We start from the raw sequence: 25,943 nt of genomic DNA on the forward strand, positions 1-25,943 counted from the left end.
CCGCGACGGCTCAGTGCCGCGCGAGGTCGGCCGCGACCTCCCGGGCCGCCCGCGCCCCCGACGCCAGCGCCCCCTGCACCGATCCGGTGGCCCGGTGGTCGCCGCACACGTACCGTCCGGGAGCGACACGGCTGCGACGGCTGAGCGGCAGGCCGGGCGACATGACGGGCAGCGCGTCGGGCACCGTGCGGACGGTGAGCCGCTCCCAGCCGCTCGTGTCGGCCTCGTAGCACTCGGCGAGCGCCGCCCGCACCGCCCGCTCCCGGCCCCCGGCGTCGTCGCCCAGCACGGAGGTCGCCACCAGCGCGTGGCCGCGGGGCGCGTGACCGGGGTGCACCTCGGTCAGCACACAGCTGTTGGCGAACCGGCGCCGCACGTCCGTCACCAGCGTCGGCTCGCGCAACGGGGACCGGGACGCCAGGTGGTAGTAGGTGGTGACACTGCGGTACGGCCCCACGGCCTCGCCCGGCAGCAGCCGGGACGCGGCCGCCGGCCCGGCGACCACCACGGCCCGCGCCGCGAGCGCGCGTTCGGCGCCGGCACCGCCGACGAGCACACCGTCGTCGGTGAGCTCGGGTCACCGGTGACTCCAGGGCGATGGTCCCCGGCGGCAGCGTGGACGCCAGCAACTCCGGTACGGCACCCACCCCGGCGGCGGGCAGGCAGATGGTGCCGCGCGCCATACTGCGCCACACCAGGTGGAAGAACCGGCTGGAGGTCGCCAGTTCGTCCTCCAGGAAGACCCCCGACAGAAATGGGCGGAAGAATCGTTCGACGAAGTCGTCGCTGAAGCCGGCCCGCGTCAGAGCGCGTCGGGTGCAGACGTCCCGGGACCGCCGCCGCAGTCCGACAGGGGCCAGCGTGTCCCAGCCGGTCAGCGCGGCCAGCGCGGCCAGATCACGAGGTCCGGCCAGGCCTGCCGACAGCCCGCTCAGCGCCTGCCGGGGCGCCCGCGTGGGATCGGCGAACCTCAGCCGTCGTTCCCCCGTGTGCACCAGGAACCCGGGGGTGAAGGGCCGCAACCGAAGCTCGCCGAGCGGCAGGCGCCCACGCACCTGCGGGTAGGCGGTGTTGAAGACCTGGAATCCGCGGTCCACCACGCAGCCGTCGATCCGGTCGGTGCGCATCCGGCCGCCGACGCCGTCCCCGGCCTCCAGCACCCGCACCCGCAGCCCGAGTGCCCGCAGGTCCCGCGCACAGGCCAGTCCGGCCAGCCCGGCACCCACGACGACGACGTCGTACGACTCCGCGTCTCGTCCACTCCGCAACGCCGGTCCTCCCTCACGCCCGGGACCCGCACCGGGCCTGTCACGCATTCCCGCCGACGACGCTCCACGGATGCGGGGGTGCCGGGTCGGCCACGCCCCACACACGCACGCGCCATGCCCGGAGCGGGACTCCCTCCGCCGGCGAACGAACCTCCCGCGAGCCATCCGGGCGAGGTGCAGGCCCCGTACGGCATGGTGCCCACGGCCGGGGCGCCCCGCGGCGGATCCTGACGTCTCCCCCTACCGGGAGAGGCCCGTGAGGGATCCCAGAGCCCGGGTGACCCCGAGACCGACGTCCGTCGTGACGAGCGACGACTCTCCCGCTCCGGGGGTCATCGGCATCGGACTCGCCGCGGTGCTGACGTTCGCCCTCGCCCAGGGCTCGTGGCAGTGGTTCGCCACGTTCATCGGGGTGACGCTCCTCGCGGTGCTGCTCGCCTTCCAGCGGCGGGCCGACTGGTCGCCCGGCCTCCGCTCGCCGTACCTGCGCGGCCTGGTCGCCTGCGCACTGGTCGTCGGGCTGTGCATGGCGATCGCCCTCGCACCCCTGCTGCAGCGCCGCGCCTGGCTGTTCCCGATGCCGGGCACGCGCGGCGAGTGCGCACTGCTGGGCAGGTACGCGGCCTCCAGGCGAAGGCCGGACTGGGCGACCTGGGCGGCAGCGACGGCGCCGCCCTGGCGTTCGCGCAGGAGACGCAGGCGGGCCGGGCGGTCGCGGAGTGCCTGGCGGCCACGACGACCCTGTGGCTGCCGGTGTACGGGCTGGGGGCCGCGGTCCTGGTGGGCGCGGTCGCGTGGTTCCGCGACCGCGACCGGGCCCGGCTCGGACCAGGGCACCACTGACAAGCCCGGCCGCCGTGTCAGATGTTCGATCGGTCGTCCGTACGCGTAAAGCGGTCTCCCTCGGCGGCCGAAGCGTTCACCGTGGATGTGGTGAAGCGAGGTGACAGTCAGGGCCATGTGTCGCAGAGGTGTTCGGTCGAGGTGGACACCGCGTGCGACGGGCGGCTCATGGTGATCAGACTCAGCGGTGAGTTCGACGTCGAATGCGAACTCGACCTGGAACTCGTCCTCGAAGTCGCCACTTCCGCTGTGTCCGTCGAACTGCACGTGGGCGAGGTACGGTTCGCCGACTCGACACTGCTCAATCTGCTGCTGCGCATGACGGACCGGTTCGATGTCCGGCTCATCGGCCCGCTCCGGCCGCAACTGGCCAAGCTCATGCGCCTCACAGGCGTCCTGGAGCGGCTCCGTCTCTGCGGCTTGGAAGAGGAGGGGCCCGCATGAGGGCCGACAGCGTCGGGTGGCGGCCACGGTCGAAGGGTGGTGTGGCAACGGACGACAGACACCGCTTCGTCTGCCGCTGCGAGTGGACGGGCGGCGTGTGGCGCCGCGTCCACGGCGAGTTCCCCGCCCTGCTGATGCTGGACAGCGACGGCTCGTCCATCGGCGAGGCCCGTCGTGCCGCGGCGCGGTACACCGCGGCCTGCTGCTCGCCGGTCGACGCGGAGGACGTCGAACTCATCGTCTCGGAGCTGTGCACCAACGCCTACCGGCACGCCACGGGCTGGTGGAGGCTGTGCGTGCACGCCCATCGGGGCCGTCTCGTGCTGGACGTCGACGACGCGTCGACCACGCCGCCGCGCCCCAGGGAGCCGGACAATGTGCACGGCACCGGTGGCCTCGGGCTCCTGCTCGTCGCCCGACTCGCCGACGAGCAGCGGCTCTTACGGTATCCCGCGGGCAAGACGGTGCGCGTTGTCCTACGGTTCTGACCCCGCGAAACGCCCGGTCGGGGGCAACTCGCCCCACAGGGAAGGTCCGTGGCCCCGGCGCCCGGAAGAGCCTGGGTGTGCCGTGCCCGGCAAGGGGCATCCGCTGTGCACCAGAGTGCGTTTCCACGCGGCATCGAAGGGATCGACACCATGCTGTCCATCGTCTCGGCGGTCTTGTTCTTCATCGCCTTCCTGATCAACGCGGCCGACATCTCGACCAACGACACCTTCACCTCGACGAACGTCATGCTCCTCGGACTCACCGTGCTCGCCCTGCACCTCGCGGGCGTCGGAAGCGGCTGGTCGGTCCGGAGCCGCAGACGCTGAGGCGGGCAGGCGTCACGTCTGGCGGGAGTGCACCGGATCGTTGGCGACCTCGTCCGGGCACTTTCGGTGCGGTGCGCGCTTTCGCCGGTCACCCCGCCAGTCGTACGCCGCGAGAGCCAGGGACGCCGCCATGCCGACCAGGGCGGTGACCATCGCGGTGACCAACGCACCGCGGTAGTCGTGGCTCCTGCCGAGCACCAGGTGGAACAGGCCGGGCAGCGCCGCGGTGCCCACCGCGGCGCCGAGCCGCTGCCCGGTCTGCAGGGCACCGCCCGCCGCGCCCGCCATGCGCACGGGCACGTCCCGCAAGGTCATGGTGATGTTGGGGGAGACCACGAAACCGCTGCCGATACCGCCGAGGAACAGGGCCGGCGCGGCGAGCCAGGGGGCGGAATCGAGGGGGGCGAAGCGGAGCAGCAGCGCGGCACCGCCCAGCCCGGCGATCACCCCCGAGAGGCCGCAGACGGTGAGCAGCCGGCCGAACCGGTCCACCAGCCGTCCGGCCACCACGGCCGCACTCGCCGAACCCAGGGCGAAGGGGGTCACGGCGAGACCGGACCGGAGCGGCGAGAAGTGCAGGGGGCCCTGCTGGTAGAAGAGGGCGAAGACCAGCCAGATACCGCTGAAGCCGATGAAGTACAGGGTGCCGACACCCGCGCCGACGGCGTAGCCGCGCACGGTGGTGAACAGGCGGGGGTCGAGCAGCGGCTGCCTGCCGCGGGCGACGAGGCGGTACTGCCAGCGCACGAAGACGGCGAGGATCGCGGCACCGACGGGGAACAGCCACCACCGTCGGCCGATGCCTCGGGAGTCCGCCTGGACCAGCGGGAACATCAGCGCGAGGACCCCGAGGCCGAGCAGCAGCACGCCCGGCAGGTCCACGTGCCCCCGGCCGGACCGGCGCAGGTGGGGCAGCAGGTGGCGGCCGAGGAGGACGGCGAGAACGCCGATGGGGACGTTGACGTAGAAGATCCACCGCCAGCCCTGCGCCCCTGAGGCGAGGGCCAGGATGAGGCCGCCGGTGAGGGGCCCGGCAGCGGAGGAGACGCCCACGGTGGCTCCGAAGAACCCGAAGGCACGACCGCGTTCGGCACCGCGGAACATCTGCTGGATGAGCGCGGAGTTCTGCGGCGCCATGAATCCGGCCGCCAGACCCTGTGCGAGGCGGGCCACGACGAGCAGGGTGATGTTCGGGGCCGCTCCACCGGCGGCGCTGAACAACACGAAACCGCAGAGAGCCAGCAGGAAGATACGGCGCCGGCCCAGCGCGTCGCCGAGGCGCCCCGCGGTGACCAGGGCGAGGCCGAAGGTGAGGGCGTACCCGGACACCACCCACTGCACCTGCGCGGACGTGGCGTGCAGCTCGCGCTGGATGGTGGGCAGGGCGACCGCGACGATCGTCACGTCCAGCAGGCTCATGAAGCCGGCCACGAGGGTGACCCACAGGGCACGCCACCGGCGCGGGTCCGGCTCGTAACCGGCCTCAGCGGATGCCGGGCCCCGGCCGTCCGCCGCTGATCCCGACCTTGTCACATGGGCTCCTCTCACCGGGGCGGCACCCGAGCGACTCAGGGCAGGACCCAGGCTGACCAGGTTCCCCGGACGACGTACCGGCGAACACCGCGGCCCGCGACGAGGAGCCCTGTCACCCTGCGTAGCGGACCGCGTGCCGTGCGAAGGGTGTCGTTTATGCGGGTGAGAACTGCGCACACGTGGTGTCACGGGACCCGCGCGGCCGCTGTGTGTCAAGCGGCGCGCGGTCCCGGTGTGTGGAACGTGTCTTGAGAAAGGAACCCCCGTCATGGCGGCGCCCGACGAGTCGATGAACAGCGCAGCGGTCAAACGCCACCCCGTGCTGTTCCGTGCGATCGAGAGGCGACGTCATCCGAAACTGCGCCGCGGCGACATCACCGTCACCGACGAGGCCGCGGTCAAACGCGCCACCAAGGCCGCCGCCCTCGGCAACGCCATGGAGTGGTACGACTTCGGGATCTACAGCTATCTCGCGGCGACGCTCGGAAAGGTCTTCTTCCCGTCGGGAAGCGGCACCGTCCAGTTGCTGAGCTCCTTCGCGACCTTCGCGGTCGCCTTCCTGGTGCGTCCCGTCGGCGGGATGGTCCTCGGGCCGCTCGGCGACAAGGTCGGCCGCAAGCGCATCCTCTCCTTCACCATGATCTTGATGGCGGTCGGGACCTTCGCCATCGGCCTCATCCCCTCGCACGCGGTGATCGGCCTCTGGGCGCCGGTCCTGCTGATCTTCTTCCGGTTGGTGCAGGGCTTCTCGACCGGCGGGGAGTACGGCGGCGCGTCGACGTTCATCGCGGAGTACGCGCCCGACAAGAGGCGCGGATACTTCGGCAGTTTCCTGGAGCTCGGCACGCTCGCCGGTTACGTCGCCGCCTCCGGGCTCGTCGTCGTCCTCAGCAGTCTCCTCAGCGACGACCAGATGCTGATGTGGGGCTGGCGCATCCCCTTCCTGGTCGCCGCCCCGCTGGGCTTCATCGGCCTGTACCTGCGGCTCAAGCTGGACGAGACGCCCGCCTTCCAGAAGCTGGAGGGCGGCCGGGACAGGGCGAGCGAGGCCGCCGACGCGGTGGAGACCTCCGCCACCGGTGACCTCGCCGAGATCTGCACCCGCTACTGGCGGCCGCTGCTGCTGTGCATCGCGCTCGTCGCGGCGTACAACATCACCGACTACATGCTGCTCTCGTACATGCCCACCTACCTGTCCGACGAGCTCGGCTACGGCACCGACCACGGACTGCTGATCCTGCTCGTCGTGATGGTCGTCCAGATGTGCGTCATCAACCAGGTGGGACGGCTCTCCGACCGCTTCGGCCGTAAGCCGCTGCTGATGACGGGCATGCTCGGCTTCCTCTTCCTGTCCGTGCCGTCCTTCCTGCTCATCCGGCAGGGCAGCGTCGTCCTCATCGCCCTCGGCCTGCTCCTGATGGGGCTCTCCCTGGTGGCGATGCTCGGCACGATGTCGGCGGCGCTCCCGGCGATCTTCCCCACCAAGGTCCGCTACGGCTCCCTGTCGGTGGCGTACAACCTCTCCACCTCGCTCTTCGGCGGTACGACCCCGCTGGTGATCACCGCCCTGATCAGTGCGTTCGGCACCAACCTCATGCCGGCCTACTACGCCACCGCCGCCGCGGTCGTGGGCGTCGTCGCCGTCCTGCTCATGAGGGAGACGGCCAACAAGCCGCTGGCCGGCTCCCCGCCCTCGGTCGAAACGGAGGCGGAGGCCGCCGGGCTCGTCCAGGCGCAGTCGCCGGCTCCGAGGTTCTGACCAGCAGGTACTGCCGCGGGACGCCCTGCGTGGATCCGGGCGGCCTGAGGGGCGCGCCCGCCGGGTCGGCGGGCGCGCCGAGCAGGATCACGAGTACGCTGGGTCATCGGCTGTCGCCCGGCACCGGGTCGGCGGTATCGACTTCGATCTTGGGAGGGGATGCAGCATGACGCTCATGAGCCTGACGACGGACACACATACGGCCGAGTTGCCCGAGGTTGCCGACCCTTCGCAGGTGGCGCCGCAGGATGCCCGTGAATTGTCCCGGTTGTTCTTCGGCCGGCTGGCGGTGCTGGAGGAGGGCACGCCGGAGTTCCAGTACGCGCGCAACACGCTGATCGAGATGAACATGTCCTTGGTCCGGTATGCCGCGGGCCGGTTCCGCAGCCGGGGTGCGGAGGAGATGGAGGACATCGTCCAGGTCGGCATGATCGGTCTGATCAAGGCGATCGACCGGTTCGAGCTGTCCCGGGAAGTCGAGTTCACGTCGTTCGCCATTCCGTACATCGTGGGTGAGATCAAGCGGTTCTTCCGGGACACCAGCTGGGCGGTGCACGTGCCGCGCCGGCTGCAGGAGGCCCGGGTCCAGCTGGCGCGGGCGACCGAGGAGCTGCGTGGGCGTCTGGGCCGGATCCCGACGGACGGGGAACTGTCGGAGCTGATGAGTCTGCCGGAGGAGGAGGTGCGTGAGGCCCGTCTGGCCGCCAACGGCTACACCTCGACCTCGCTGGACGCCACCATCAGCGGCAGCGAGGACGGCGAGGCCGCGCTGGCCGACTTCATCGGTGCCGAGGACCGGGCCATGGGTCTGGTGGAGGACTTCCACACCCTGGCCCCGTTGATCGCCGGACTCGGCGAGCGTGACCGGCGGATCCTGCACCTGCGGTTCGTGGACGAACTCACCCAGGCGCAGATCGGCGAACACCTGGGCGTCTCCCAGATGCACGTCTCCCGGCTGCTGACCCGCACCCTCGCCCGCCTGCGCGAAGGCATGCTCGCCGACAGCTGACCGCGGCGCGGCACATCCTGCCGGGAGACACCACGCAAGCGGCCGACCGGTGATCGCGCCGCCGGGCAGCTCCTGCGGTTGCTGGGCACTATCGGCGTTCCTTGTCCGACGAAGCGGTGCCGCCGTCGTGCAGCAGTTCCTCGAACAACGCCCGGTAGTGGACCATCGCGCTCCGTAGTTCTTCGGTTGAGGTGTCCCTGCCGCCGGCGCGTTCGTTGATCTCGTGGGCGATGCGGTAGTGCTGCAGCGTTCGGGAGTGTTCGACCGAGAGGTCACGCTTTTGTTGCTCGTAATCCTCGGACGGGTAGCCCCGCTCGCTCATGAGCCTGGTCACGAGCCGGTCCGCCTCGCCCACGGCCTGGTCGGGACGGTCGACGAAGTGTTCCTGCACGCTGGTCCAGTCCCGGGCGTAGCGGTCCCGCACCGTCGAGGGCAGTGGCCTGATCTCCAGCGTTTCATGCCGCTCCTCCCTCGCCCTCAGGTCGCGGACGGCCGCGCCACGGCTGCGCTTCGCCTCGACCGCGCGCTCGTATTCCGGCCCGAAACGTTCCCGCAACTGCTGGCGCCGGATCGTGGTCCGGAGGACCAGCGCGACCACGGCCAGGATGACCACGACAGCGACGATGACGACGATGGTCGACATCGCATCCTCCACTCACTTACAGCCCACGACCGGCAGCCACGTTCACAGACTGATCCGCACGTAACGCAGCTTGGCGCGCCCCGCACGACAGGCTTCAGCGGCCACCCGGCGGCGTATGCCCAGGCACGCGGTGCGCCGCGCTCTCATCGGGCTTCCTCGCACGTTCTTGGATCTCACGGGTGAGCGGGCAGCGATGGATGCCGCACACGTCGATCGCCGTGCGGGTGTCGGCACCCTGGGCCCTGGGCCCTCTACCAGTAGTGCCGCCTCCCGCGGACTCCATGCCCGAGGGCGCCCAGGAGCAACAAGATCAGTCCGATGACGAGCAGAATGATCCCGATCGTCCACAATATGGCGACCTTGGCCAGGAACCCGATGACGAGCAGAATGACTCCCAAGGCGATCACGGTGTCCTCCGATCTCGCACAATGCTCTCCCTCCCACTGTGGCGCTCGCACACCCCTGCGGCAACCGCTTCCGAATCCCGCTGACCTCCTGATATGTCAGGCCGTCCGGGCGAGATGCCTTCGCTGCGGCGGTCGCCGGTCTCCGGGTGTGGAACCGTTTTCCGGCCGGAGGCCGGGAGTGCAAGCCGATCACGCGGATCGATGATCATTCCCGTTTTGTCGTGACCGCCAAGGTCGCGGCGGAGCCGTCGGGCCGGGCGGCCCGCAGCAGCGTTCGCCGAAGCCATGTGGCATTCCCGAATGCCATCCGAGCAAGGTGCTGACCGGCAGCGGGGAGTAGTTCACTGGCCGGTTCACCAGGCCCGCCCCGGCTGGGGTGCTCTTCGAGCGGCAACACAAGTGTGACTCTCCAAGCCCTCTCTCGCGTACGGCCACCTAGAAGATCGAGCGGTGTCGCGGTCGGGGGTCTGCAGCGAGTGAGCCGCCAGTCCCGGGGAATCCTGCCGTCCCTGCCGCGGTGGCTTCGCGGACGGTGCGGTTCTACCGTGAGAGCAGCGGGTAGATCCTTGGAGCGGGTCATGATCGTCATCCTCGGACGCGAAGGCGCAGGGAGGCTCACCCCACGTGATCGCGCTCCCGCCCCAAACGGCGGTCCTGGGAGCAGACTGCACTTGTGCGGGCACCGATCCGCCCCCTGGTAGACCGCCCCCACGCGCAGATCGGTGGCCGGCCAGCGCCCCGGATCTTTCTGCCACCGAACCCCAGCAGAGAACTCACCCAGGCAGGCCATCCATGAGTCTCGCAAAGAAGATCACGCACAAGGCCGAAGCGATGAAGGGCGGCGCCAAGAAGACGACCGGCCGCGCCACCGGCAGTCGGCGCCTGCAGGCCGAAGGCCGCGGAGACCAAGTCAAGGGCAACATCAAGCAGGCCGGAGCGAAGATCAGGGACGCCTTCAAGCACTGACCACTCCGCCCCGGGCCGGCGAAGTACGCGTCGTTGGTTCGGTTGGGCCGGTTCCGCCAGGGGTGGAAGCCGTACACAGTGGGGAGTTTTGGTGTCCGGCCGTGGGTGGGTGATCGTTTCCGCCACCGGGGAGATCACGGTTTCCGCCGACATTCCGGGTCCTCCATCGGGTGCGCCGTGCATGCAGGTCGGTCACCGCGACTGCCCTGTCCCTGAACTGGCGGCCAAACGGTCTCGGCACGGCATAGCGGGTTTCGCCGCCACATGCCTCTTCTCCCGCCGTGGGTCCGCTGAGAGTAGGTGTTCACCATGGACTGGCTGACAAGGCTTCCTGGTATCGCACGGCTGATGCGTACGCACGTGTGGCGGGCGTACGAGCGGCTGGCCAAGACCCACTGGGCCCGGCTCGCCGCCGCCGTCACCTACATCAGTTTCGTCGCGCTCTTTCCGCTGATCACTGCGGGCGCGGCGATCGGCGCCAAGCTGCTGAGCGAGGACCAGCTCAGCAAGCTTGAGAACAAGATTGCCGGCCAGGCGCCGGGTCTTTCCAGCCTGCTGAACCTGAAGGGCCTCGTCGCGCACGCAGGAACCGTCGGGCTCATTGCGGGCGCGCTGCTGCTCGTGATCGGCGTCAACTGGGTCGGCGCCCTTCGCGGGTGTCTGCGTGCGGTCTGGGAGAAGGAGCAGGACCCGGGAAATCCGATCCTGCTCAGGATCAAGGACACCGGGGTGCTGGTCGGTCTCGGAGTGGTCGGGCTGGTCGCGATGGGCAGTTCGGTGTTCGCGAACAGCGCGGTCGGCTGGGCAGCCGACAAGGTCGGGATCGAGGGCGGGGCGGGACGGGTGCTGCTGTTCTTCGCGGGCTTGGCCATCGCCCTGCTCGTCGACTTCCTGCTCCTGGTCTACCTGCTCACCCGGCTGCCGCGGGTGCATCCCGGCCGACGTGCGGTCGTGGTCGCCGGTCTGATCGGTGCGGTCGGCTTCGAACTGCTCAAGCTGCTGCTGACCGGCTATTTCCAGGGCGTCGCGCGAAAGAGCATGTACGGCGCCTTCGCCGTCCCGGTCGCCGTCGTGCTGTGGATCAACCTCATGGCCAGGCTGCTGCTGTACTGCGCCGCCTGGACGGCGACGGACACAGCAGCGCAGCCCAGCGAAGCAGACGCAGGTGAGGTCCCGGTTCCCGGGACCGGACCCGCAGTGACCGACGAACCCCAGCGGGCAGCGGAAGACGGCGGTCCACCAACAACACCGCGCAGGCCCTGATATCGAGCGGTCACCGACCCGCCCCTTGCGGCGAGTGCCCACCGCCACCCACCGAGGGGCGAGTGGGGTGGGGCTCCCCGGCCAGTAGCGCGTCCCGGCTCGCCCCGGACTAAGCGACTCACCGCCCACGGGGGTCTCAACCAGAGGAGAGGCCGATGTAAGAGATGATCGCCGACCCTGCGACGACCGGTGCCGGGGTCATGTGGCACGTCAGGACCAAGGGTGATGCCCGCACCACACTGTGCGGACAGGAGGTCGCACGAACCGTGGGTGCCAGACCGGTCCTCGATGACACGCCGGCCGAACGCTACTGCTCGCCGTGTATGGCCGTCGTCCGCGCGAGGATGCGGCCTGATGCGCGCTGACCAGGCGCACGCCCCGGCGCCGGGCGTTCGGGCGTGAGCAGCTCCGGGCTCCGAGGTTCCCCTCTCATCCTCGCCGTTTCAGGGCACGTGCCAGGCGTGGGAGCTCCTCGTGCAGCAGTCGGCCGACCAGGGCACCGCCGAATACGACGACGCCCACACCGACCAGCCAGGACTGGATGACCAGGACGGTTCCGACGGGGCCGTAGGTGACGGCGTTGGAGGCGATCAGCGGCGAGTAGAGGAGCCGGGAGAAGATCCTGAGACCGAGCAGCCCGACCGTGGTAGCCACCGCACCGGGCGCCAGGGCGCGCCAGCGAACCCGCCCGCCCAGCAGTATGCGCTGCGACCACCAGAAGAACAGGACGGCGCTCAACGATGCGACGAACGCGCCGGCCAGGGATTCGGGTCGCAGCGTGGTGGTGGCGGAAGCGAAGAGGTAGCCGATGAGTACGCCGAGCCACACCACATGGCGCCACCTGGCCCACCAGCGGGCCGGGGGCAGATCCCAGACCTTCTCATAGCCGGACTGCACCGCTGCTCCGAAGGCCAGGCCGAAAGCGGCGAGGACGGCGATTCCGAACGCGGTCGTGGTCCGCAGAGCCTGACCGGGACGAGTGAACAACTGCTCCACATGTTCCCTGGAGGTCATCGACACGCCGAGTCCTTCCCCCAGCCACTGCGCGAATCCCCGCCCATGCTTTGGATCGGCCGAGGAGACAATGATCAGCAGCGGCACCAGCTGATCACGCGGCCCAGCCGTTCGAACAGAGAGGAACGGCCTGCGGCACCCGGGGTCTTCATCGGCATGCCTGTCGACTACCACGGTCGACACCGGCGGCCCGCGAGGGCGCGACGCAGCTTCCCGAACGGCTCAGGACGAGGCCATGATCCAGGAAGCCGATAACGTGAGTGGCGTAATCACCACGTCGTGGATCCTCGCGGCCACAGCATCGCCAAACGGCCCGTGGTGGTCCTGCTCTTCGCCGCGATCACCATCTACCTGGTCCGGATGTGGATCTCCGACATCGCCATCCTGCTCGGCCCGGAATTCTGTCAGTGGCACACCCAACTCGAACGCGCCCAGACCATCGGCAGTGGCCACCCGCCCGGGGAAAACCTTTACGTCGAGCCCGGCGACGCTCGCAAACTCTGACACGCACCCCGGCTGGGGTGCCGGCCGCAGGGATGTGGGTACCCGGCTGCCGCGTCGCATCCGGCGCACGGACGGACGCGGCCCATTGGCCGGGAAGGACACTCCGACAGCATGACCACGCATACCCCGCGCCGTCTCCCGCCTCCCCCCGCAGGTGGCAGTGATTTCGCCCGCCTGTCCAAGAAGATCGCCGAGGCCGGCCTGATGGACAGGCGCCCCGGCTACTACACCGTCCGCTCCATCGCCGTGGCCGTCGCCTATGCCGGTGGCTGGTGCGCGTTCGTCCTCATCGGCGCCGGCTGGTGGACTCTGGCGGTCGCCGCGTTCCTCGCCCTGATGTTCGGGCAGGTCGCTCTGCTCGCCCACGATGTCGCCCACCGTCAGGTCTTCCGCCGACGCCGGCCCAGCGAGACGTCCGGCCGCATCGCCGGGGCCGCGATCGGCATGGGCTATGGATGGTGGCAGGACAAACACACCCGCCACCACGCCAACCCCAACCACGAGGGCCTCGATCCCGACATTGCCCCCGACCTGCTGGTGTGGTCCCAGGGCCAGGCCCGCGTCGCGACCGGGCTGCCGAGGTTCCTCGGCCGCTGGCAGGCGTTCCTCTTCTTCCCCCTGCTCGCTCTGGAAGGGGTCAACCTGCACGTCTCGAGCGCGCGGGCACTGGGCAACCGCGCCCTGAAGAACCGCGCCCTGGACGGCACGCTGCTCTACGGGCACATCGCCGCCTACCTGACCGCGGTGTTCCTCGTCCTCCCGCCAGGCATGGCGATCGCGTTCCTGGCCGTCCACCAGGGCCTGTTCGGTCTCTACCTCGGCTGCCTCTTCGCCCCCAACCACAAAGGCATGCCCATCCTGACCGGCGACGACCGCCCCGACTTCCTGCGCCGCCAGGTCCTCACCGCACGCAACGTACGCGGCAGCTGGTTCACCGACCTCGCCCTGGGCGGACTGAACCACCAGATCGAACACCACCTGTTCCCCAGCATGCCCAGCCCCCACCTGCGCAAGGCCCGGTCCATCGTCCGCCACTACTGCCAGGACCTGGGCGTGGACTACCTGGAAACCGGACTGATCGCCTCCTACCGGCAAGCACTCGCCAGCCTCCACCGAGCAGGAGCGCCACTACGGCGAGCCCGTATCGACACCGCCCACGTGTGACGCGCATCTGCCCCAGGGAGCTGTGACCAAAGGGCACCTCACACGGGAACTCACGTTCAGTTCCCGGCGGCTCCGGCCCCCCGTTATGTTCTTCGCGGTCCTGAAAGAGGGCCGCTGGCCTCCGGGCCCGGCATGGCTGTTCCCCCTGTCGAACGGATGACCTGGGGGTGGTGCCACCGGGCCCGAGAGGCGCCGTTGGAGACGCTGATGAGAGGTCCGACTACCGCCTGGCCTGGCGCAACGCCCGGCCGCTTGCGGGCGGCAGGTCTGCATGACGTGGATGCGCGCACGACGCCAACGCCCCGGCCAGCACGCACGACATCCGTTCGGGAGGACGGCTTGTACGGCAGCGACGAGATAGGCGTGTTCCTGGGCCTGGACGTCGGCAAGACGAACCATCACGGGCACGGACTCACCCCGGCTGGCAAGAAGGTCTTCGACAAGCAGCTGCCCAACACCGAACCCAAGCTGCGTGAGGTCTTCACCAAGCTGAAGACCAAGTTCGGCACCGTGCTGGTGATCGTGGACCAACCGGCCTCCGTCGGAGCCCTGCCGCTCACGGTCGCCCAGGACGCTAACTGTCAGGTCGCCTACCTGCCCGGACTGGCCATGCGCCGGATCGCCGACCTATATCCGGGCGAGGCGAAGACCGACGCCCGCGACGCGGCCGTGATCGCGGACGCTGCCCGGACAATGCCGCACACCCTGCGCTCGCTGGAACTGACCGACGAGATCACCGCCGAACTGACCGTCCTGGTCGGCTTCGACCAGGAACTGGCGGCCGAGGCCACCCGCACCAGCAACCGGATCCGCGGCCTGCTCACCCAGTTCCACCCCAGCCTGGAGCGCGTCCTTGGCCCCCGGCTCGACCACCAGGCCGTCACCTGGCTGCTGGAACGCTACGGATCCCCCGCCGCCCTGCGAAAAGCCGGACGCCGCAAGCTCGTCGAAGTCATACGGCCCAAGGCCCCGCGCATGGCAGCGCGGCTGATCGACGACGTCTTCGACGCCCTCGACGAGCAGACCGTCGTCGACTCCGCTGCGCGCCCGGGTCGGCCACAGCGTGACGTCCACGTCCAGCAGGGCACCGGAGCGGGTGACGCGGAGCGTCTCGAAGTGCTCCACCTTCTCGCCCTGGCGCAACCGCTCCAGGAGCGTGCTGATCTCGTCCTCCCGGTCGGGTGGCGCCAGCAGTGAGACGTGGCGCCCCAGCACCTCGCTCGCGGTGAACCCGTAAAGCCGCTGGGCCGCCGCGTTCCAGTAGGTGATGTGCCCGTCCAGGGTCTTGGCCAGGATCGCGTCCTGCGAGGACTCCACGAGCGCGGCGAGTTCGTTGATGCGTTCCTCCGCCGCCTTGCGTTCGCTGACGTCGCGTACGGCGGCGGAGACGAGCAGGCCGTCCGTGGTCTCCAGGGGGCTGAGGCTGATCTCGACGGGGAACTCGGTGCCGTCCTTGCGCAGTCCGTAGAGGTCGAGTCCGGCGCCCATGGGGCGGACCTGCTGGTTGTGGGCGTAGCCGTTGCGGTGGTGGGTGTGATGGCCGCGGAAGCGGCCGGGTACGAGGAGTTCGACGGGGTGGCCGAGGAGTTCTTCGCGCTGGTAGCCGAAGAGGACTTCGGTCTGGGCGTTGACGAGCCTGATGATTCCGCCGTCGTCGACGATGACCATGGCGTCCGGTGCCGCCTCCAGCAGACCGCGAAACCTTTCCTCGGCGGCGCCGGGCGCACCCGCCGGTTCGCCGGCACCGCACCGGCACGACACGACGGTCCGCCCGTCCGCGGGACGAGGCTCCAAAGTTTCGGCCAAGTCGCTCATTTCCACTCCCGCCGCGAGACTCAGCATGAGACTGGCCATCCCAGCGCAACTCGGATGGTTTCGCGGCAGCATGTCGCCTAGTGCCCTGCAACGGTCGACTCCTGCCCGTCAACAGCGGTCGTAGTGACCGCGTGTGACCCACCGGCGCCCGCGCACCGCCCAAGAGGCGTGACAGCCCGGCGAAGCGCCGGTCGCCCCCCATCCGCACGCGACACCCGCGCTCGGCGGAGACACCTGCTCACAGCGCTCAAGTGCGGATGGTGAAAGGCCCGTTCAGGTTCTCCTCCTCACGTCTCGTTCTGTGTACACCGCAGGTCGTAGCAAGACCGCTCCGCAGATGGATTCGCACATCTCTCGTACACGAAATGGTGGTGCCGTCCCGGAAGTTGATCGAAAGGAACGGCCCATCGTGCGGATCGGACGCATGGCGCCCCTGCTCACCGGGGGAGTCGCGGCAGCGCTCGTCGCCACCCTGGCTCCCACGCAGGCATCCGCCGCGGAACCGCGGCAAAGAGCGGAGCAACAGAAGCCGGCATGGCACCGGTGCGACCGGTCGCTGCCCGCCGCCTTCCAGTGCGCGACCATCAAGGTTCCGCTCGACTACAGCCGCCCCGACGGCAAGACGATCAAGCTGGCCGTCTCCCGCATGAAGACCGGCGTCCCCGGCAAGAAGCGCGGCGTGCTCCTCTTCAACCCCGGCGGTCCGGGCGGCGAAGGGCTGGACATGCCGGTCATGATGAAGGAGATGCTGCCCAAGAACGTACGCGAGCAGTACGACCTCGTCGGGTTCGATCCGCGCGGCGTGGGCCGCAGCAGCCCGGTCACCTGCGGCCTGACGGCCAAGGAACAGAACTCCGAACGGCCGTACAAGGCCGCGACGTTCGCCCAGGACGTCAAGTGGGCCCGCACCGTGGCCGACAAGTGCCGTGCCAAGAACGGTGACACGCTTCCCTACATCACCACCCGCAACACCGCCCGCGACATGGACGTCATACGCGCCGTCCTGGGGGAGAAGAAGATCTCCTACCTGGGCTACTCCTACGGCACCTACCTCGGCGCCGTCTACGCCCAGATGTTCCCCGGGCGGACCGACCGCTTCGTGCTGGACAGCTCGGTCGACCCCGCACGCGTGTGGCGCGGCATGATCCAGATCTGGGCGGAGGGCACGGAACCGGCCTTCACCCGCTGGACCAAGTGGGCCGCACAGCGTCACCGCACCTACAAGCTCGGCGACACCCCGGCCAAGGTGAAGAAGACGTTCTGGGACCTGGTCGCCCGGGCCGACCGCACCCCGATCGACGACGGCGGCCAGAAGCTCGACGGCGACGACATCCGCGCCGCCCTGCGCGCGCAGTTCTTCAGCCCCGAGTACGCCACCGAGTCCGTCGTCCAGCTCAAGAAGGCCGCCGCCGGCCACCGGGTGTCCCACCTCATCGCCACCCCGGACGACCGGGAACCGAGCCGCTTCGCGGCCGCCGCGCAGCCGCCGGCCGACAACGGCTCCGCCGTGTTCTGGACCGTGGTCTGCGGCGACACCGCCGCCTGGTCGCGCGACCCCGAGCAGTACCAACGTGACGCCGTCCGGGACAAGGCCAACTACCCGCTCTACGGCGACTTCGCCTCCAACATCACGCCCTGCGCGTTCTGGAACGAACCCTCGGAGCCCGTCACAGCGGTCGACAACAAGGTCGGTCTGCTCACCGTCCAGAACCAGTGGGACTCCCAGACCCCGCTGGCCAGCGGCCTCGGCATGCACCGCGCCCTCAAGGGCTCGCGCATGGTGTACGTCAAGGGCGGCGAGGGCCACGGCGTCTACGCCGGAGACCCCCGTGCCTGCGCCGACCGCGCTGTGAACGCCTACCTGAACAACGGCAAGCTGCCCGCCCGGGACGTCACCTGCAAGCCGTCGGGCCGTCAGGGCGCCGGCGTCAAGCAGCGCATCCTCCCCGCCCCACGGAACACCCCGGCACCGCCACGCTTCTGACGCACCATCGCCCCGCCCGGCCGCGTCCACTCGCGGCCGGGCGGTTCGGCGCTGTCGCGGACGGAACGAGTGCCGCGGCCCCGCTACGGGGCAGGACGGACGAGCGGACGTGAGCACTGCGGTGCCGCGGCCGAGTCTCGGGGGTCGGCCACGGCACCGCGCCACCCGGTTCTGCACCACGTGACGACCCCCGAGTGCCCTGCGACGGCGTGCGCATACGGAGCCGAACGGGTGCTCCGCCCGCAGACGGCGCGGCGGCCGGCCGCCGGGCCTCACGAGACCTGCGACTGCTCCTCCAGCTCGGTCAGTCTGACGGTGCACAGGCCGCCGCGCTCGGTCCTGACGTCGGTCACCTTCAGCTGCGTCCCCGGCAGCAGGAGGAACTCCTCCTCACCGGTGAAGGCGGAGAAGTCCCGGATGCCGACGGCCCGGGCCGGGGACACCTCGAACAGCGTCCGCTTGCCGCGGCTGCCGAGGAAGGACCTGGCCACCCCCGGCTCGGACGTGCACGAGGACACACCCCACCAGGTGACGGTCCGCCCGAGCGGGTACTGGGTCCGCAGGTCCAGCGACACTCCGCGCCACAGCGGGGACGTGCGAACGGGCAGCTGAGACACCGCAGAGAACAGCAGCCGCAGGTACGGCAGATAGGGCACGAGCCGGGCGCGGTCCGGGGAGCGCAGTATGGCGTTGATCTCCCGGTAGAAGGTGGACTCGCAGGTGTACAGATACAGGGCGGCGATCACGTCGGCGGACAGTCCGCCGCCCACTTGGTCGGCCCGCCGCTTGCCGAACTCGCGGGAGCGGTCGACATGGCCGCCCAGCCCGGACAGCATGGCGGCGACCGGGGCGACGGCCGCACCGAAGTCCATGAGCGGGGTGTCGTACACGCCCGTGATCGCGGGAAGGACCAGGCCCTCGTCCTTGACGCCGGCGAGCCGGTCCAGGTAGAGCTGATGCAGCTCCATGGTGGACGCGATGAAGGCGCCCATGCGGCCGGCGACGCCGCCGTCCGGCCCGTCGACCTCCCCGGCGAGCGCGTTCCAACCGGTGCTCGGCAGCCAGTCGATCTCGTCGGCACCCACCGACGCCAGGGCCTCGTTGACCATCCGGAAGTGGTCGCCGTCGCAGAAGACGTCACCCTGAGCGGCGGGGTTGGCGTGGTCGATGTGCCGGACCTCGACGTCGGGGTACTTCTCCTCCAGCTTGAGGACGACCTTCTTCAGACTGCGCGCGTGCGCGCCCCACCAGGCGAAGACGACGCCACGGTCCTCGCCGTCGGCGCTCTGCTTCGCCTTGAGGATCTCCTCGACGATCCGCTCGACGACCGGCCGCCAGAACCGGGTGTGCCGGTCGGTGCCGCTCGCCACGTCGCTGCCGGCCGTCAGAGCGGCGTTCAGCAGGAGCACGCCCTGGGTGAGCATCGCCTGGAACCACTCCGGAGGCTGCACGGTGTCCTGCTTCTTCAGCAGCGCCCGGACGTCGGCGATCGGGGTCTTCTTGGGGATGCCGTACTTCCACATGGCCGCCGCCTTGATGATGCAGCGGATGCTCACGACCCTGCCGAACTGGCTGTCCCGCCAGTCGTGGAAGGTGTTGTCGAACATCGCGATGCCGGTCGCGCTCTCCGGCCGCGGGTACGGGTTCTGACCGAAGACCACGACCTTCCACTTGTCCGGCGCGTTCGGCTTGAGCGCCTGGAACGTCAGCTCGCGCACCGGCACCACCTCCGGACCGCGGCCGGGGCCGATGAACTCGGCTGCGTCGGGCTGGGCCTCGATGACCGGCTTCAGCAGCGGCAGCCACGGTTCACCACCGCCCTGGAACAGTTCCGCGAGGGCCAGCGGATCGTTGGGATCGGGCAGGGCAGGGGTGCGGTCATCGCTCATGGTGGAGGCACTCCGAATGATCGAAACAGCCGAACTGTGCAGGCGGACGGCCTGGCTGACGAAGTGATCACGAGCCTAGGGGTGCCCACTGACAGCGCCCTCCCGCCGTGTCGGGCACTGCTGGTCGGCGGCGTCACTGTCAGTGGTGCGCGGTAGCTTTCCGATCAGTCGAGTGATCGTCTTCCGACAGGAGTGAACCGTGACCGAAGACCGCGTGCAGTCGCCGCTCAGGGTGGTTCTGACCGACATCAACACCGCGGTGGTGGAGTCCTGGCGAGCGGCGTTCGCCGACGAGCCTCAGATCGAGATCCGCAACGGTTCGCTCCTCGACGAGGACGTCGACGCCTGGGTCAGCCCCACCAACTCCCGTGGCCGGATGGACGGCGGCGTCGACGCGGTCGTCAAGAGGTACCTGGGCGCGGGCATCCAGCTGCGGGTGCAGAAGGCGATCCGCGACGAGTTCGCGGGCGCCCTCCCGGTCGGCAGCGCGGTGTGCGTCCCCTCGGGAGCGGTCAAGCCGCGATTCCTGATCTCCACGCCGACGATGGAGACGTCCTCGCAGAACGTCAGCGAGACCCTGAACGTGGCCCTGGCCTGCGCGGCGGCCTTCCAGGCGATCCACCGGCAGAACAAGAAGGCCCCCGGCAGCATCCGGTCGGTGGCACTCGTGGGCATGGGTGCCCGGACCGGCCGGGTGCCGGCGCGGGTGTGCGCCAACCTGATGTGGACGGGCTACACCCTGTTCCACGACCACACCTTCGCGGACTACGACGACCTGCGCGGCACGATCGTCGCGCAGCTCGACGACATCGAGAACGCGCCCGTGGACAAGCCCGTCCGCATAGAACCGCACCGCCGGGCCGGCACCCACCGCTGACGACGGGTGTCAGACGGGCTCGCCCGGTGTCGTGGCCACGTCCTCGGCCCGGTCCCGGGGGCGGTGGCCCCCGGCCTCCCAGAGGCACCAGGTCGACCACAGCAGCAGGACGAGGAAGACGGCGAGCAGGCCCAGCAGGAACACCGTCTGCCGTTCCGTGCCGTCGTCGCCGACCAGGCTCAGGAGCAGGCAGAAGGTCCAGGCGACCACACCACCGGCGTACACGGCCCTGAGCTGTCGCATCTGATTCGCCGAACCCATCGTCACCCCTCGAAGCAGCCGCGTCACGCGTCGTCCTGCCGGTACCCCCTTCGCGAGAGTTCAGCCCGCCCAATCCCGGCCGTCACGTTCCGGCCGGGCGGCCACCGCTCGCGAGGGGCGCGCGGCAGCACGCAGAATCGTTCCCATGAACGCGCGGCAGCCCCCCGAGCGGACACCCGACGGACACTTCATCGTGGTCGACGGCCGCAGATGGCGAGCAACGGACCCGTCCCTCCCGGAGGAGAGCGCCGCCCGGCTCCGGCGTCACCTCATGGCGGCCCGACGCGCGGTGCGGACCGCCACCGGGGCAGGCGATCCGGAAGCCGAGCGGTCGGCACGCGCGCGGGTACAGCGCGCGAAGGTCGCCCTGGGGGGAGCGGGGCACCCCGTGGTGGGAACAGTCCGAGGAGGAGCGCCGCCGACGATGGCAGGACGGCCTCGCCCGACTCGACGCGGACACGGCGGATTGACGCTCCGTCGCCTGTCCGGGCCGCCGCGCATGGTCTTCCCGCCCACGCCTTCCCGTCGGAGGGGGTGGCAGTGACGGCGGTACTCCTCACCACGGCCCTTCGCGCACCGTCTCGTCGGACGCCTCACGCGGTGCGGGCGTACCGCCGCCGTCACCGGCCAGGATCCTCCCGCCGCCCGTCGAGCCACCCGCGAGGAAGGGTGCGGGTCCATGTCACGAGTACCGTCCGCCCGCGGTGGCCGCCGTCCCGAGCCCGGGTTCTCGGGGAGCCGACGCCGGAGCGCGCACTCCGAAGGCTGTCGGGATGGTCGCCCCGGCGGCGTCGGTCCCTGGAGACATCGACGCCGCCGACGGCGGGCGCCCTCGCGCCGCGGGCGCGGCAGGGCACCCCCGTGGCCCTGGCGCGCCGTCGGCACTGGGCCTGGTGAGCGACCCGGGGTCAATGATCCTTGCGGGGGTCGGGAGTTGTCCTTCGCACAGCGTCCACGGCCGTGTGCGCACCGTCCACGGCCGTGCGGCACAGCGCCCGCTCCCGTACCTCGCTCGGAGTGCTGCCGTGCACGGAGCGGAAGGCGCGGGTGAAGTCGCCTGGACGCGGGAAGCCCCAACGGGCGGCGATGGTCTGGATGGGGACTGCGCGCGCACCGGGGTCGGTGAGATCCTTCAGGGCACCGGCCAGCCGCTGTCCCCGTACGTACGAGGCCACGGTCAACCCCTCCTCCTGGAAGAGGCGGTAGAGGTAGCTGCGGGAGATGTGGTGGGCCTCGGCGATCTTCACGGGTGTCAGGTGCGCATCGGCCAGGTGCTGTCGGACGAAGGACTTGATGCGCAGCATCAGGGTGCGGGCGTGCGTCTCGGGCGGCAGCTGCGGTTCCGCCTCCAGGGCGTGGGCGAAGACGGCGGTGACCAGGTCGCCGACGACCGTTCCCAGCCGCTCGGCGTCGGCCGCCCGGTAGGAGGAGGTGTCCGAGGTCAACTGCACCAGCAGCCCGGCGAGCAGCGCGCCCATGCCCGCACGGCCGGATATCCGGCGCCCGACCACGTCGTCGGCCCGGCGGACCGGAACGCCCACCGCGGTGCGCGGGATCTCCACCCCGATGATGGTGACCGGCTGGGACCCGGTGGAGATCTCGTACGACCGGGACGAGCAGTTCACGTGGAAGTCGGAGACCTCGTACCCCACTTGCTGTCGGCCCCAGCTCGCCGCGGCGTCGCCGTGCCGCAACAGGGACAGGTGGAACACCTCGGGGTCGGACTGACGCACGAGCCTCGGCGTGCGGTGGAACACCAGATGGTCGAAGGTCGCCGGCCACACCGTCACCTCGCCCAGGCCGATCACGCGCTGGTGCCCCCGGTAGTCGGCGGCGCGCTCGCTGCTCAGGTGCATCGGCGCGTGCGTACGCCCCAGTTGTTCCGTCCACGCCTCGAAACGGTCGCTCGCCGGCAGGTCACGGGTGGTGAAGACGGTTTCAGGCAACACCGAGGTAGTCAACCACAGTGCCTCACAGGGGAGGTGAGGGGTGGGAACGCACTGGCTGGGCCCGAGGCGGTGAAGAGTCCGCGGCGCTGTCGGCGCGCAGCGCCAGGAAGAGCCGGTGGTGCAGCAGACCGAGACCCGGCTCCTCCGCAGACAGCAGGGGCGCGACCAGCTTCCAGTAGCGGGCCATCACGGGCCCGTCCTCGCGCGCGAGCAGCTCGGCGAGCCGCCGCCGGAAGGCCGGGCTGTCGCGGGTTCCGAGCGCCGCCGCGTAGGCGGCGACGAAGCAGTCGAGCGCGCCTCCGCCCTCCGGCGGACGCCCACCGCGCACCTGAGTACCTGCCAGGCCGTACGCCTCGTCCAGCGCTTCGTACAGGACGGTGGGCCGGTAGGTCTCCCCGGCCAGCGGTGGCCGCGGTCGCAGTGATGGCACGCGGTCCAGGCGGGGATCCGAGACCAGCGCGTGCAGGCGGCCGAAGGCGAGGACCTGCTCGGGGACGGGCGCCGACGGCAGGGCCGGCACCACCGCGTCGAGCACCCCGGACACCAGCTGTGCCGGCAACCGGACCGGCAGCACCCGGCGCCAGAACCGGAACACGGCGTCCATGTCGGGAGGGAGCGTCAACGCCCCCAGCAACAGGAGCCGTTCGTCGCGCTCCTCGCCGCTGGACTCCGCGAGCAGCAGCAGTGCGGCCTCCCGCCACCGCAGCGCGGCCAGCTCCCGCTCGACACCCCGCAGCCGTTCCCCGAGCACCTGCTCCAGAGCCCCGTCCCGGTCCAGTGCCCGCTCGACCTCCGGCACGGCGAGATCGAGGGCGCGCAACGACCGGATCACCCGGAGCCGTTCGAGCGCCTCGGGCCCGTACCGCCGGTGCCCACCACCGCTGCGGCCTGCCTCCGGCAGCAGCCCCCGGTCCGAGTAGAAGCGCACGGTCTTGACGGTCACCTTGGCGCGCTCGGCGAGCTCCCCGATGCTCCACAGCCCGTCCGACTGCACGACACGCTCCCCCTCGGTGTCTCGACGGCCCGAACACCCAGCCTAGCGAGGGGATTCGGTGCTCCGTCCCACCTGTTCTTGAAGCTCCCCCGGGAGGAGTTCCTAGCCTGCAGACGACCGCGGAGCCGCGCGGTAGTGCTTACGAGGAGGCGGCATGACGGCGTTCGTACTGGTGGGTGGCCCCTTCACCGGTGGCTGGATGTGGGAGGACGTGGCCGGACGGCTGCGGGAGGCGGGGGAGCGGGTGTGGCCGGTGACGCTCGACAGCGCACCGGGCGCCGGACTGTCCACCCACATCGCGGAGTTGTCGCGGATCGTCGATCGGATCGAGGTGCCCCGGGTCGTGCTCGTCGGACACGACTACGGCATCCACCCCGTCCTCGGCGCCGCCGACCGGTGCCCGGAGCGGATCTCCCGGGTCGTCCACGTCGCCGCCGGCCTGCCCCGGGACGGCGACACCGCCCGCCGACTCGTGCGCGACGAGACCGTACGCGCCCGACTGGCACACGACGACGCCCCGGTGCGGCCGCCGCGGGGCCGGGCGTGGGAGCGCTGGGGCAGCACCGCCGGCCTGTCCGCCGAGGCGCTCGCCCGACTCGACCGGCTCGCGGTACCGCAGCCCGCCGCCACCTTCACCGAGCCGCTCCGGCTCACCGGCGCCGCCCACCGGCTGCCCGCCACGGCGGTCCTCTGCACCGCCGACGGACCGGGCATCGACACGGTGGACATGCTCGTACGCTCCGGTCCCCCTCAGTTCAGGGAGCTCGCCGGTCCGCGCGTGAGCTACTTCGAACTCCCCACGGGGCACTGGCCGATGCTGTCCCGACCGGACGGGCTCGCCCAGGTGCTGATCAAGGCGGCAGCGGGGGAGGGCCGCCGTATCGCCGCACCGGACGACGATCCGGGCGGCACCCGCGAAACCTTCCTCCTCGATCCGCCCGAGGTGCCCCGGGAGCGCATCGGCCGCCTCGACCTCCATCTCCCGGAGGCCGATCGCCCCCGGCCCGCCGTCCTCTTCGTCCACGGCGGCCCCGTCGACCCCACCCGCCGGCCCACCCCGCGGGACACGCCCTTCTTCCTCGGTTACGCACGTTTCGCGGCTAGCCGTGGGGTCGTCGGCGCGACCCTCGATCACCGCCTGCACGCTCTCACCGACTACGCGAAGGCGGCGGAGGACGTCGCGGCGGCCGTCGATCAGGTACGTGCCGATCCCCGGGTGGACCCGGACCGGATCGCGCTCTGGTTGTTCTCCGCCGGCGGCCTCCTCGCGGCGGACTGGGTCGCGGCACCTCCGCCGTGGCTGCGCTGCCTGGCCCTGACCTACCCCGTCCTCGCCCCACCGCCCGGTTGGGAGACGGTGGACGCCCGCTTCCGTCCCGTGGCCGCCCTCCGCGGCGCCGGACGGTTGAACACGGTTCTCACCCGGGCAGGGCTCGAACACCCCTCCTTCGCCGCGACGGTCCGGCAGTTCCTGGACGCCGCCACCGAGTGCGGGGCGGCCGTGGAGGTCCTCGACGTGCCGCACGGGCGGCACGGCTTCGAGCTGCTCGACCACTCCGAGGAGTCGCGGGCCGCCGTGGAACGGGCGATGACCGCCGTCACGCGGCTGCTGGACGCCTGAGCCCGCAGGCGTTCCCGGGCCACGACCGTGAACCACCACGAGCCGTGATCCCCCGGCGCACCCCACCCGCCGGCGAGTGGGCGCGTCGCCCACGGCACCATGGAGGGTATGCGGACGCAACCAGTGCTGGTGTACGACGGCGACTGCGGCTTCTGTACGGCCTCGGTCGCCTTCGCCCGGAAGTGGATCAAGCCTCGCTGTGAGATCACTGCCCAGCAGGCCGCGCCCCTGGAGGCACTGGGGGTCACCCGGCAGCGGGCCGAGTACGAAGCGCTGTGGGTGACCCCGGAGGGGACGGTCCACGGAGGCGCCCAGGCGGTCGCCGGACTCCTGTCGAGCGCCGGTGGTGGATGGATGGTCGTCGGCGCCCTGCTCCGCCTGCCGCCGATGCGCTGGATCGCCCACGGCGTCTACCGCCTCATCGCCGACAACCGCCACCGACTGCCGGGCGGCACCGCCGCCTGCGCGCTCACCGCCGGCGGGTCCGGGTCTGGGCGAGGTGCGAAACCTGGTAGTGGGTGATGTACCAGCCGTCCTCCGCGCGCTTGACCAGCACCGCCAGGTTGACGGTGAGCGTGGGCCGGTCGGTGAAGGAGAAGTCCACACTCAGATAGCCGAGGGCGAGGTCGTCCGCGAGTCGCCTGGTCTCGACCATGCGGTAGTCGGCGGTCAGTCCCAGGGGCTGTGAGGCGTAGTAGTCGGCCACACCTTGGCGTCCGACGCTGTAGGGGCGCAGCCCTTGGAAGATCGCGTCCTCGGTGAACAGCGACGCGACCCGCTCCGGTTCGTGACCGTCGACGGCGGCCTTCCACCGGTCGAGGACCCCGCGCAGGATCGAATCCGTATCCGTCGTGCTGCTGCCCATCGTCGTGCTCCTGTCGGTCGGAACCAGCTGCGGCCGGGTGCTCTCCAGCGGATCGG

General features: G+C 70.6%; 23 protein-coding genes and 5 pseudogenes. 16 read left to right on the plus strand and 12 right to left on the minus strand.

The genetic code is table 11. From position 1 onward, the window contains the following. Positions 1 to 10: 10 nt before the first annotated feature. Positions 11 to 1,316 (minus strand): annotated as a pseudogene (locus BLW57_RS42920) (FAD-dependent oxidoreductase). A gap of 192 nt (positions 1,317 to 1,508) precedes the next feature. Further along, the gene (locus BLW57_RS42685; RefSeq protein ID WP_256339723.1) at positions 1,509 to 1,796 is read right to left on the minus strand and encodes a hypothetical protein; all 288 of its coding nucleotides are present in this window, start codon (positions 1,794 to 1,796) and stop codon (positions 1,509 to 1,511) included. Positions 1,797 to 1,865: 69 nt separating this feature from the next. Here BLW57_RS42685 and BLW57_RS42690 point away from each other — a divergent pair, with 69 nt between their 5' ends. The 4 genes from BLW57_RS42690 to BLW57_RS41675 all read left to right on the plus strand — a co-directional run bounded on the left by BLW57_RS42690 (position 1,866) and on the right by BLW57_RS41675 (position 3,370). After that, positions 1,866 to 2,111: a hypothetical protein gene (locus BLW57_RS42690; protein WP_256339725.1), complete on the plus strand. Its 246-nt coding sequence runs from the start codon at positions 1,866 to 1,868 to the stop codon at positions 2,109 to 2,111. A 141-nt stretch (positions 2,112 to 2,252) separates the two neighbouring features. Then, positions 2,253 to 2,555 carry an STAS domain-containing protein gene (locus BLW57_RS41665; RefSeq protein WP_176985871.1) on the plus strand — a complete coding sequence of 101 codons (303 nt, stop codon included), beginning with the start codon at positions 2,253 to 2,255 and terminating at the stop codon, positions 2,553 to 2,555. Positions 2,556 to 2,596: 41 nt separating this feature from the next. Next, complete coding sequence (locus tag BLW57_RS41670) at positions 2,597 to 3,043, plus strand: ATP-binding protein (RefSeq protein WP_176985872.1); 447 nt, start codon at positions 2,597 to 2,599, stop codon at positions 3,041 to 3,043. A 150-nt stretch (positions 3,044 to 3,193) separates the two neighbouring features. After that, entirely contained in the window at positions 3,194 to 3,370 is a 177-nt protein-coding gene (locus BLW57_RS41675) for a hypothetical protein (RefSeq protein ID WP_093480158.1), read from the plus strand. A 12-nt stretch (positions 3,371 to 3,382) separates the two neighbouring features. On the opposite strand, the gene BLW57_RS37750 is transcribed toward BLW57_RS41675, so the two are convergent. Further along, entirely contained in the window at positions 3,383 to 4,903 is a 1,521-nt protein-coding gene (locus BLW57_RS37750) for an MFS transporter (RefSeq protein ID WP_256339726.1), read from the minus strand. A gap of 268 nt (positions 4,904 to 5,171) precedes the next feature. Between BLW57_RS37750 and proP the strand changes: the two genes are divergently transcribed. Both proP and BLW57_RS37760 read left to right on the plus strand, forming a co-directional pair. After that, entirely contained in the window at positions 5,172 to 6,662 is a 1,491-nt protein-coding gene (gene proP, locus BLW57_RS37755; protein ID WP_093480159.1) for a glycine betaine/L-proline transporter ProP, read from the plus strand. Positions 6,663 to 6,828: 166 nt separating this feature from the next. Then, entirely contained in the window at positions 6,829 to 7,671 is an 843-nt protein-coding gene (locus BLW57_RS37760) for an RNA polymerase sigma factor SigF (RefSeq protein ID WP_093480160.1), read from the plus strand. Between the two features lie 88 nt (positions 7,672 to 7,759). Here the strand turns inward: BLW57_RS37760 and BLW57_RS37765 are convergent, their stop codons facing one another. Together BLW57_RS37765 and BLW57_RS42695 are read right to left on the minus strand one after the other, a co-directional pair. Continuing rightward, entirely contained in the window at positions 7,760 to 8,314 is a 555-nt protein-coding gene (locus BLW57_RS37765) for a hypothetical protein (protein WP_093480161.1), read from the minus strand. Positions 8,315 to 8,565: 251 nt separating this feature from the next. Beyond that, positions 8,566 to 8,721 (minus strand): DUF6131 family protein, encoded by a 156-nt coding sequence (locus tag BLW57_RS42695; RefSeq protein ID WP_093480162.1) that lies wholly within the window; start codon positions 8,719 to 8,721, stop codon positions 8,566 to 8,568. A 792-nt stretch (positions 8,722 to 9,513) separates the two neighbouring features. Here BLW57_RS42695 and BLW57_RS37775 point away from each other — a divergent pair. Next, on the plus strand, positions 9,514 to 9,687 hold the full coding sequence (locus tag BLW57_RS37775; protein ID WP_093480163.1) for a CsbD family protein: 174 nt from the start codon (positions 9,514 to 9,516) through the stop codon (positions 9,685 to 9,687). A gap of 309 nt (positions 9,688 to 9,996) precedes the next feature. Then, positions 9,997 to 10,950 carry a YihY/virulence factor BrkB family protein gene (locus tag BLW57_RS37780; protein ID WP_093481119.1) on the plus strand — a complete coding sequence of 318 codons (954 nt, stop codon included), beginning with the start codon at positions 9,997 to 9,999 and terminating at the stop codon, positions 10,948 to 10,950. 429 nt (positions 10,951 to 11,379) lie between these two features. Here BLW57_RS37780 and BLW57_RS37785 read toward each other — a convergent pair. Further along, positions 11,380 to 12,054 (minus strand): annotated as a pseudogene (locus tag BLW57_RS37785) (YhjD/YihY/BrkB family envelope integrity protein); the annotation flags it as partial. 189 nt (positions 12,055 to 12,243) lie between these two features. Here BLW57_RS37785 and BLW57_RS37790 point away from each other — a divergent pair. The 3 genes and pseudogenes from BLW57_RS37790 to BLW57_RS40715 form a co-directional block, all read left to right on the plus strand. Then, complete coding sequence (locus tag BLW57_RS37790) at positions 12,244 to 12,468, plus strand: hypothetical protein (RefSeq protein ID WP_093480165.1); 225 nt, start codon at positions 12,244 to 12,246, stop codon at positions 12,466 to 12,468. A gap of 111 nt (positions 12,469 to 12,579) precedes the next feature. Further along, positions 12,580 to 13,632: a fatty acid desaturase family protein gene (locus BLW57_RS37795; protein ID WP_093480166.1), complete on the plus strand. Its 1,053-nt coding sequence runs from the start codon at positions 12,580 to 12,582 to the stop codon at positions 13,630 to 13,632. Positions 13,633 to 13,971: 339 nt separating this feature from the next. Beyond that, a pseudogene (locus tag BLW57_RS40715) lies at positions 13,972 to 14,664 on the plus strand (IS110 family transposase); the annotation flags it as partial. Between the two features lie 8 nt (positions 14,665 to 14,672). Here BLW57_RS40715 and BLW57_RS41680 read toward each other — a convergent pair. Further along, a pseudogene (locus tag BLW57_RS41680) lies at positions 14,673 to 15,447 on the minus strand (PAS domain-containing protein); the annotation flags it as partial. A gap of 409 nt (positions 15,448 to 15,856) precedes the next feature. On the opposite strand from BLW57_RS41680, the gene BLW57_RS37805 reads away from it, so the two are divergent. After that, positions 15,857 to 17,431, plus strand: coding sequence for an alpha/beta hydrolase (locus BLW57_RS37805; protein WP_371127831.1), 1,575 nt, complete (start codon positions 15,857 to 15,859; stop codon positions 17,429 to 17,431). Between the two features lie 272 nt (positions 17,432 to 17,703). Here BLW57_RS37805 and BLW57_RS37810 read toward each other — a convergent pair whose 3' ends face one another. Next, complete coding sequence (locus BLW57_RS37810) at positions 17,704 to 19,320, minus strand: ADP-ribosyltransferase domain-containing protein (RefSeq protein ID WP_093480169.1); 1,617 nt, start codon at positions 19,318 to 19,320, stop codon at positions 17,704 to 17,706. A 199-nt stretch (positions 19,321 to 19,519) separates the two neighbouring features. Here BLW57_RS37810 and BLW57_RS37815 point away from each other — a divergent pair, with 199 nt between their 5' ends. Continuing rightward, entirely contained in the window at positions 19,520 to 20,197 is a 678-nt protein-coding gene (locus BLW57_RS37815) for a macro domain-containing protein (RefSeq protein ID WP_093480170.1), read from the plus strand. A 9-nt stretch (positions 20,198 to 20,206) separates the two neighbouring features. Here BLW57_RS37815 and BLW57_RS37820 read toward each other — a convergent pair whose 3' ends face one another. Beyond that, the gene (locus BLW57_RS37820) at positions 20,207 to 20,458 is read right to left on the minus strand and encodes a hypothetical protein (protein WP_093480171.1); all 252 of its coding nucleotides are present in this window, start codon (positions 20,456 to 20,458) and stop codon (positions 20,207 to 20,209) included. 145 nt (positions 20,459 to 20,603) lie between these two features. Here BLW57_RS37820 and BLW57_RS42700 point away from each other — a divergent pair. Then, positions 20,604 to 20,928, plus strand: a pseudogene (locus BLW57_RS42700) (hypothetical protein). Positions 20,929 to 21,366: 438 nt separating this feature from the next. On the opposite strand, the gene BLW57_RS37830 reads toward BLW57_RS42700, so the two are convergent. Next, complete coding sequence (locus BLW57_RS37830) at positions 21,367 to 22,407, minus strand: helix-turn-helix domain-containing protein (RefSeq protein ID WP_093480172.1); 1,041 nt, start codon at positions 22,405 to 22,407, stop codon at positions 21,367 to 21,369. Positions 22,408 to 22,429: 22 nt separating this feature from the next. Continuing rightward, positions 22,430 to 23,401 (minus strand): helix-turn-helix domain-containing protein, encoded by a 972-nt coding sequence (locus BLW57_RS37835; protein ID WP_256339730.1) that lies wholly within the window; start codon positions 23,399 to 23,401, stop codon positions 22,430 to 22,432. A gap of 154 nt (positions 23,402 to 23,555) precedes the next feature. On the opposite strand from BLW57_RS37835, the gene BLW57_RS37840 reads away from it, so the two are divergent. Both BLW57_RS37840 and BLW57_RS37845 read left to right on the plus strand, forming a co-directional pair. Next, positions 23,556 to 25,022 (plus strand): dienelactone hydrolase family protein, encoded by a 1,467-nt coding sequence (locus BLW57_RS37840; protein WP_093480173.1) that lies wholly within the window; start codon positions 23,556 to 23,558, stop codon positions 25,020 to 25,022. A 108-nt stretch (positions 25,023 to 25,130) separates the two neighbouring features. Continuing rightward, positions 25,131 to 25,544: a thiol-disulfide oxidoreductase DCC family protein gene (locus BLW57_RS37845; RefSeq protein ID WP_093480174.1), complete on the plus strand. Its 414-nt coding sequence runs from the start codon at positions 25,131 to 25,133 to the stop codon at positions 25,542 to 25,544. On the opposite strand, the gene BLW57_RS37850 is transcribed toward BLW57_RS37845, so the two are convergent. Further along, positions 25,492 to 25,887, minus strand: coding sequence for an SgcJ/EcaC family oxidoreductase (locus BLW57_RS37850; RefSeq protein WP_093480175.1), 396 nt, complete (start codon positions 25,885 to 25,887; stop codon positions 25,492 to 25,494). The two genes, BLW57_RS37845 and BLW57_RS37850, sit on opposite strands and share 53 nt — an antisense overlap. Positions 25,888 to 25,943: the final 56 nt, after the last annotated feature.

Origin of the sequence: Streptomyces sp. 1222.5 (assembly GCF_900105245.1) — a bacterium.
GTDB lineage: Bacteria > Actinomycetota > Actinomycetes > Streptomycetales > Streptomycetaceae > Streptomyces > Streptomyces albidocamelliae.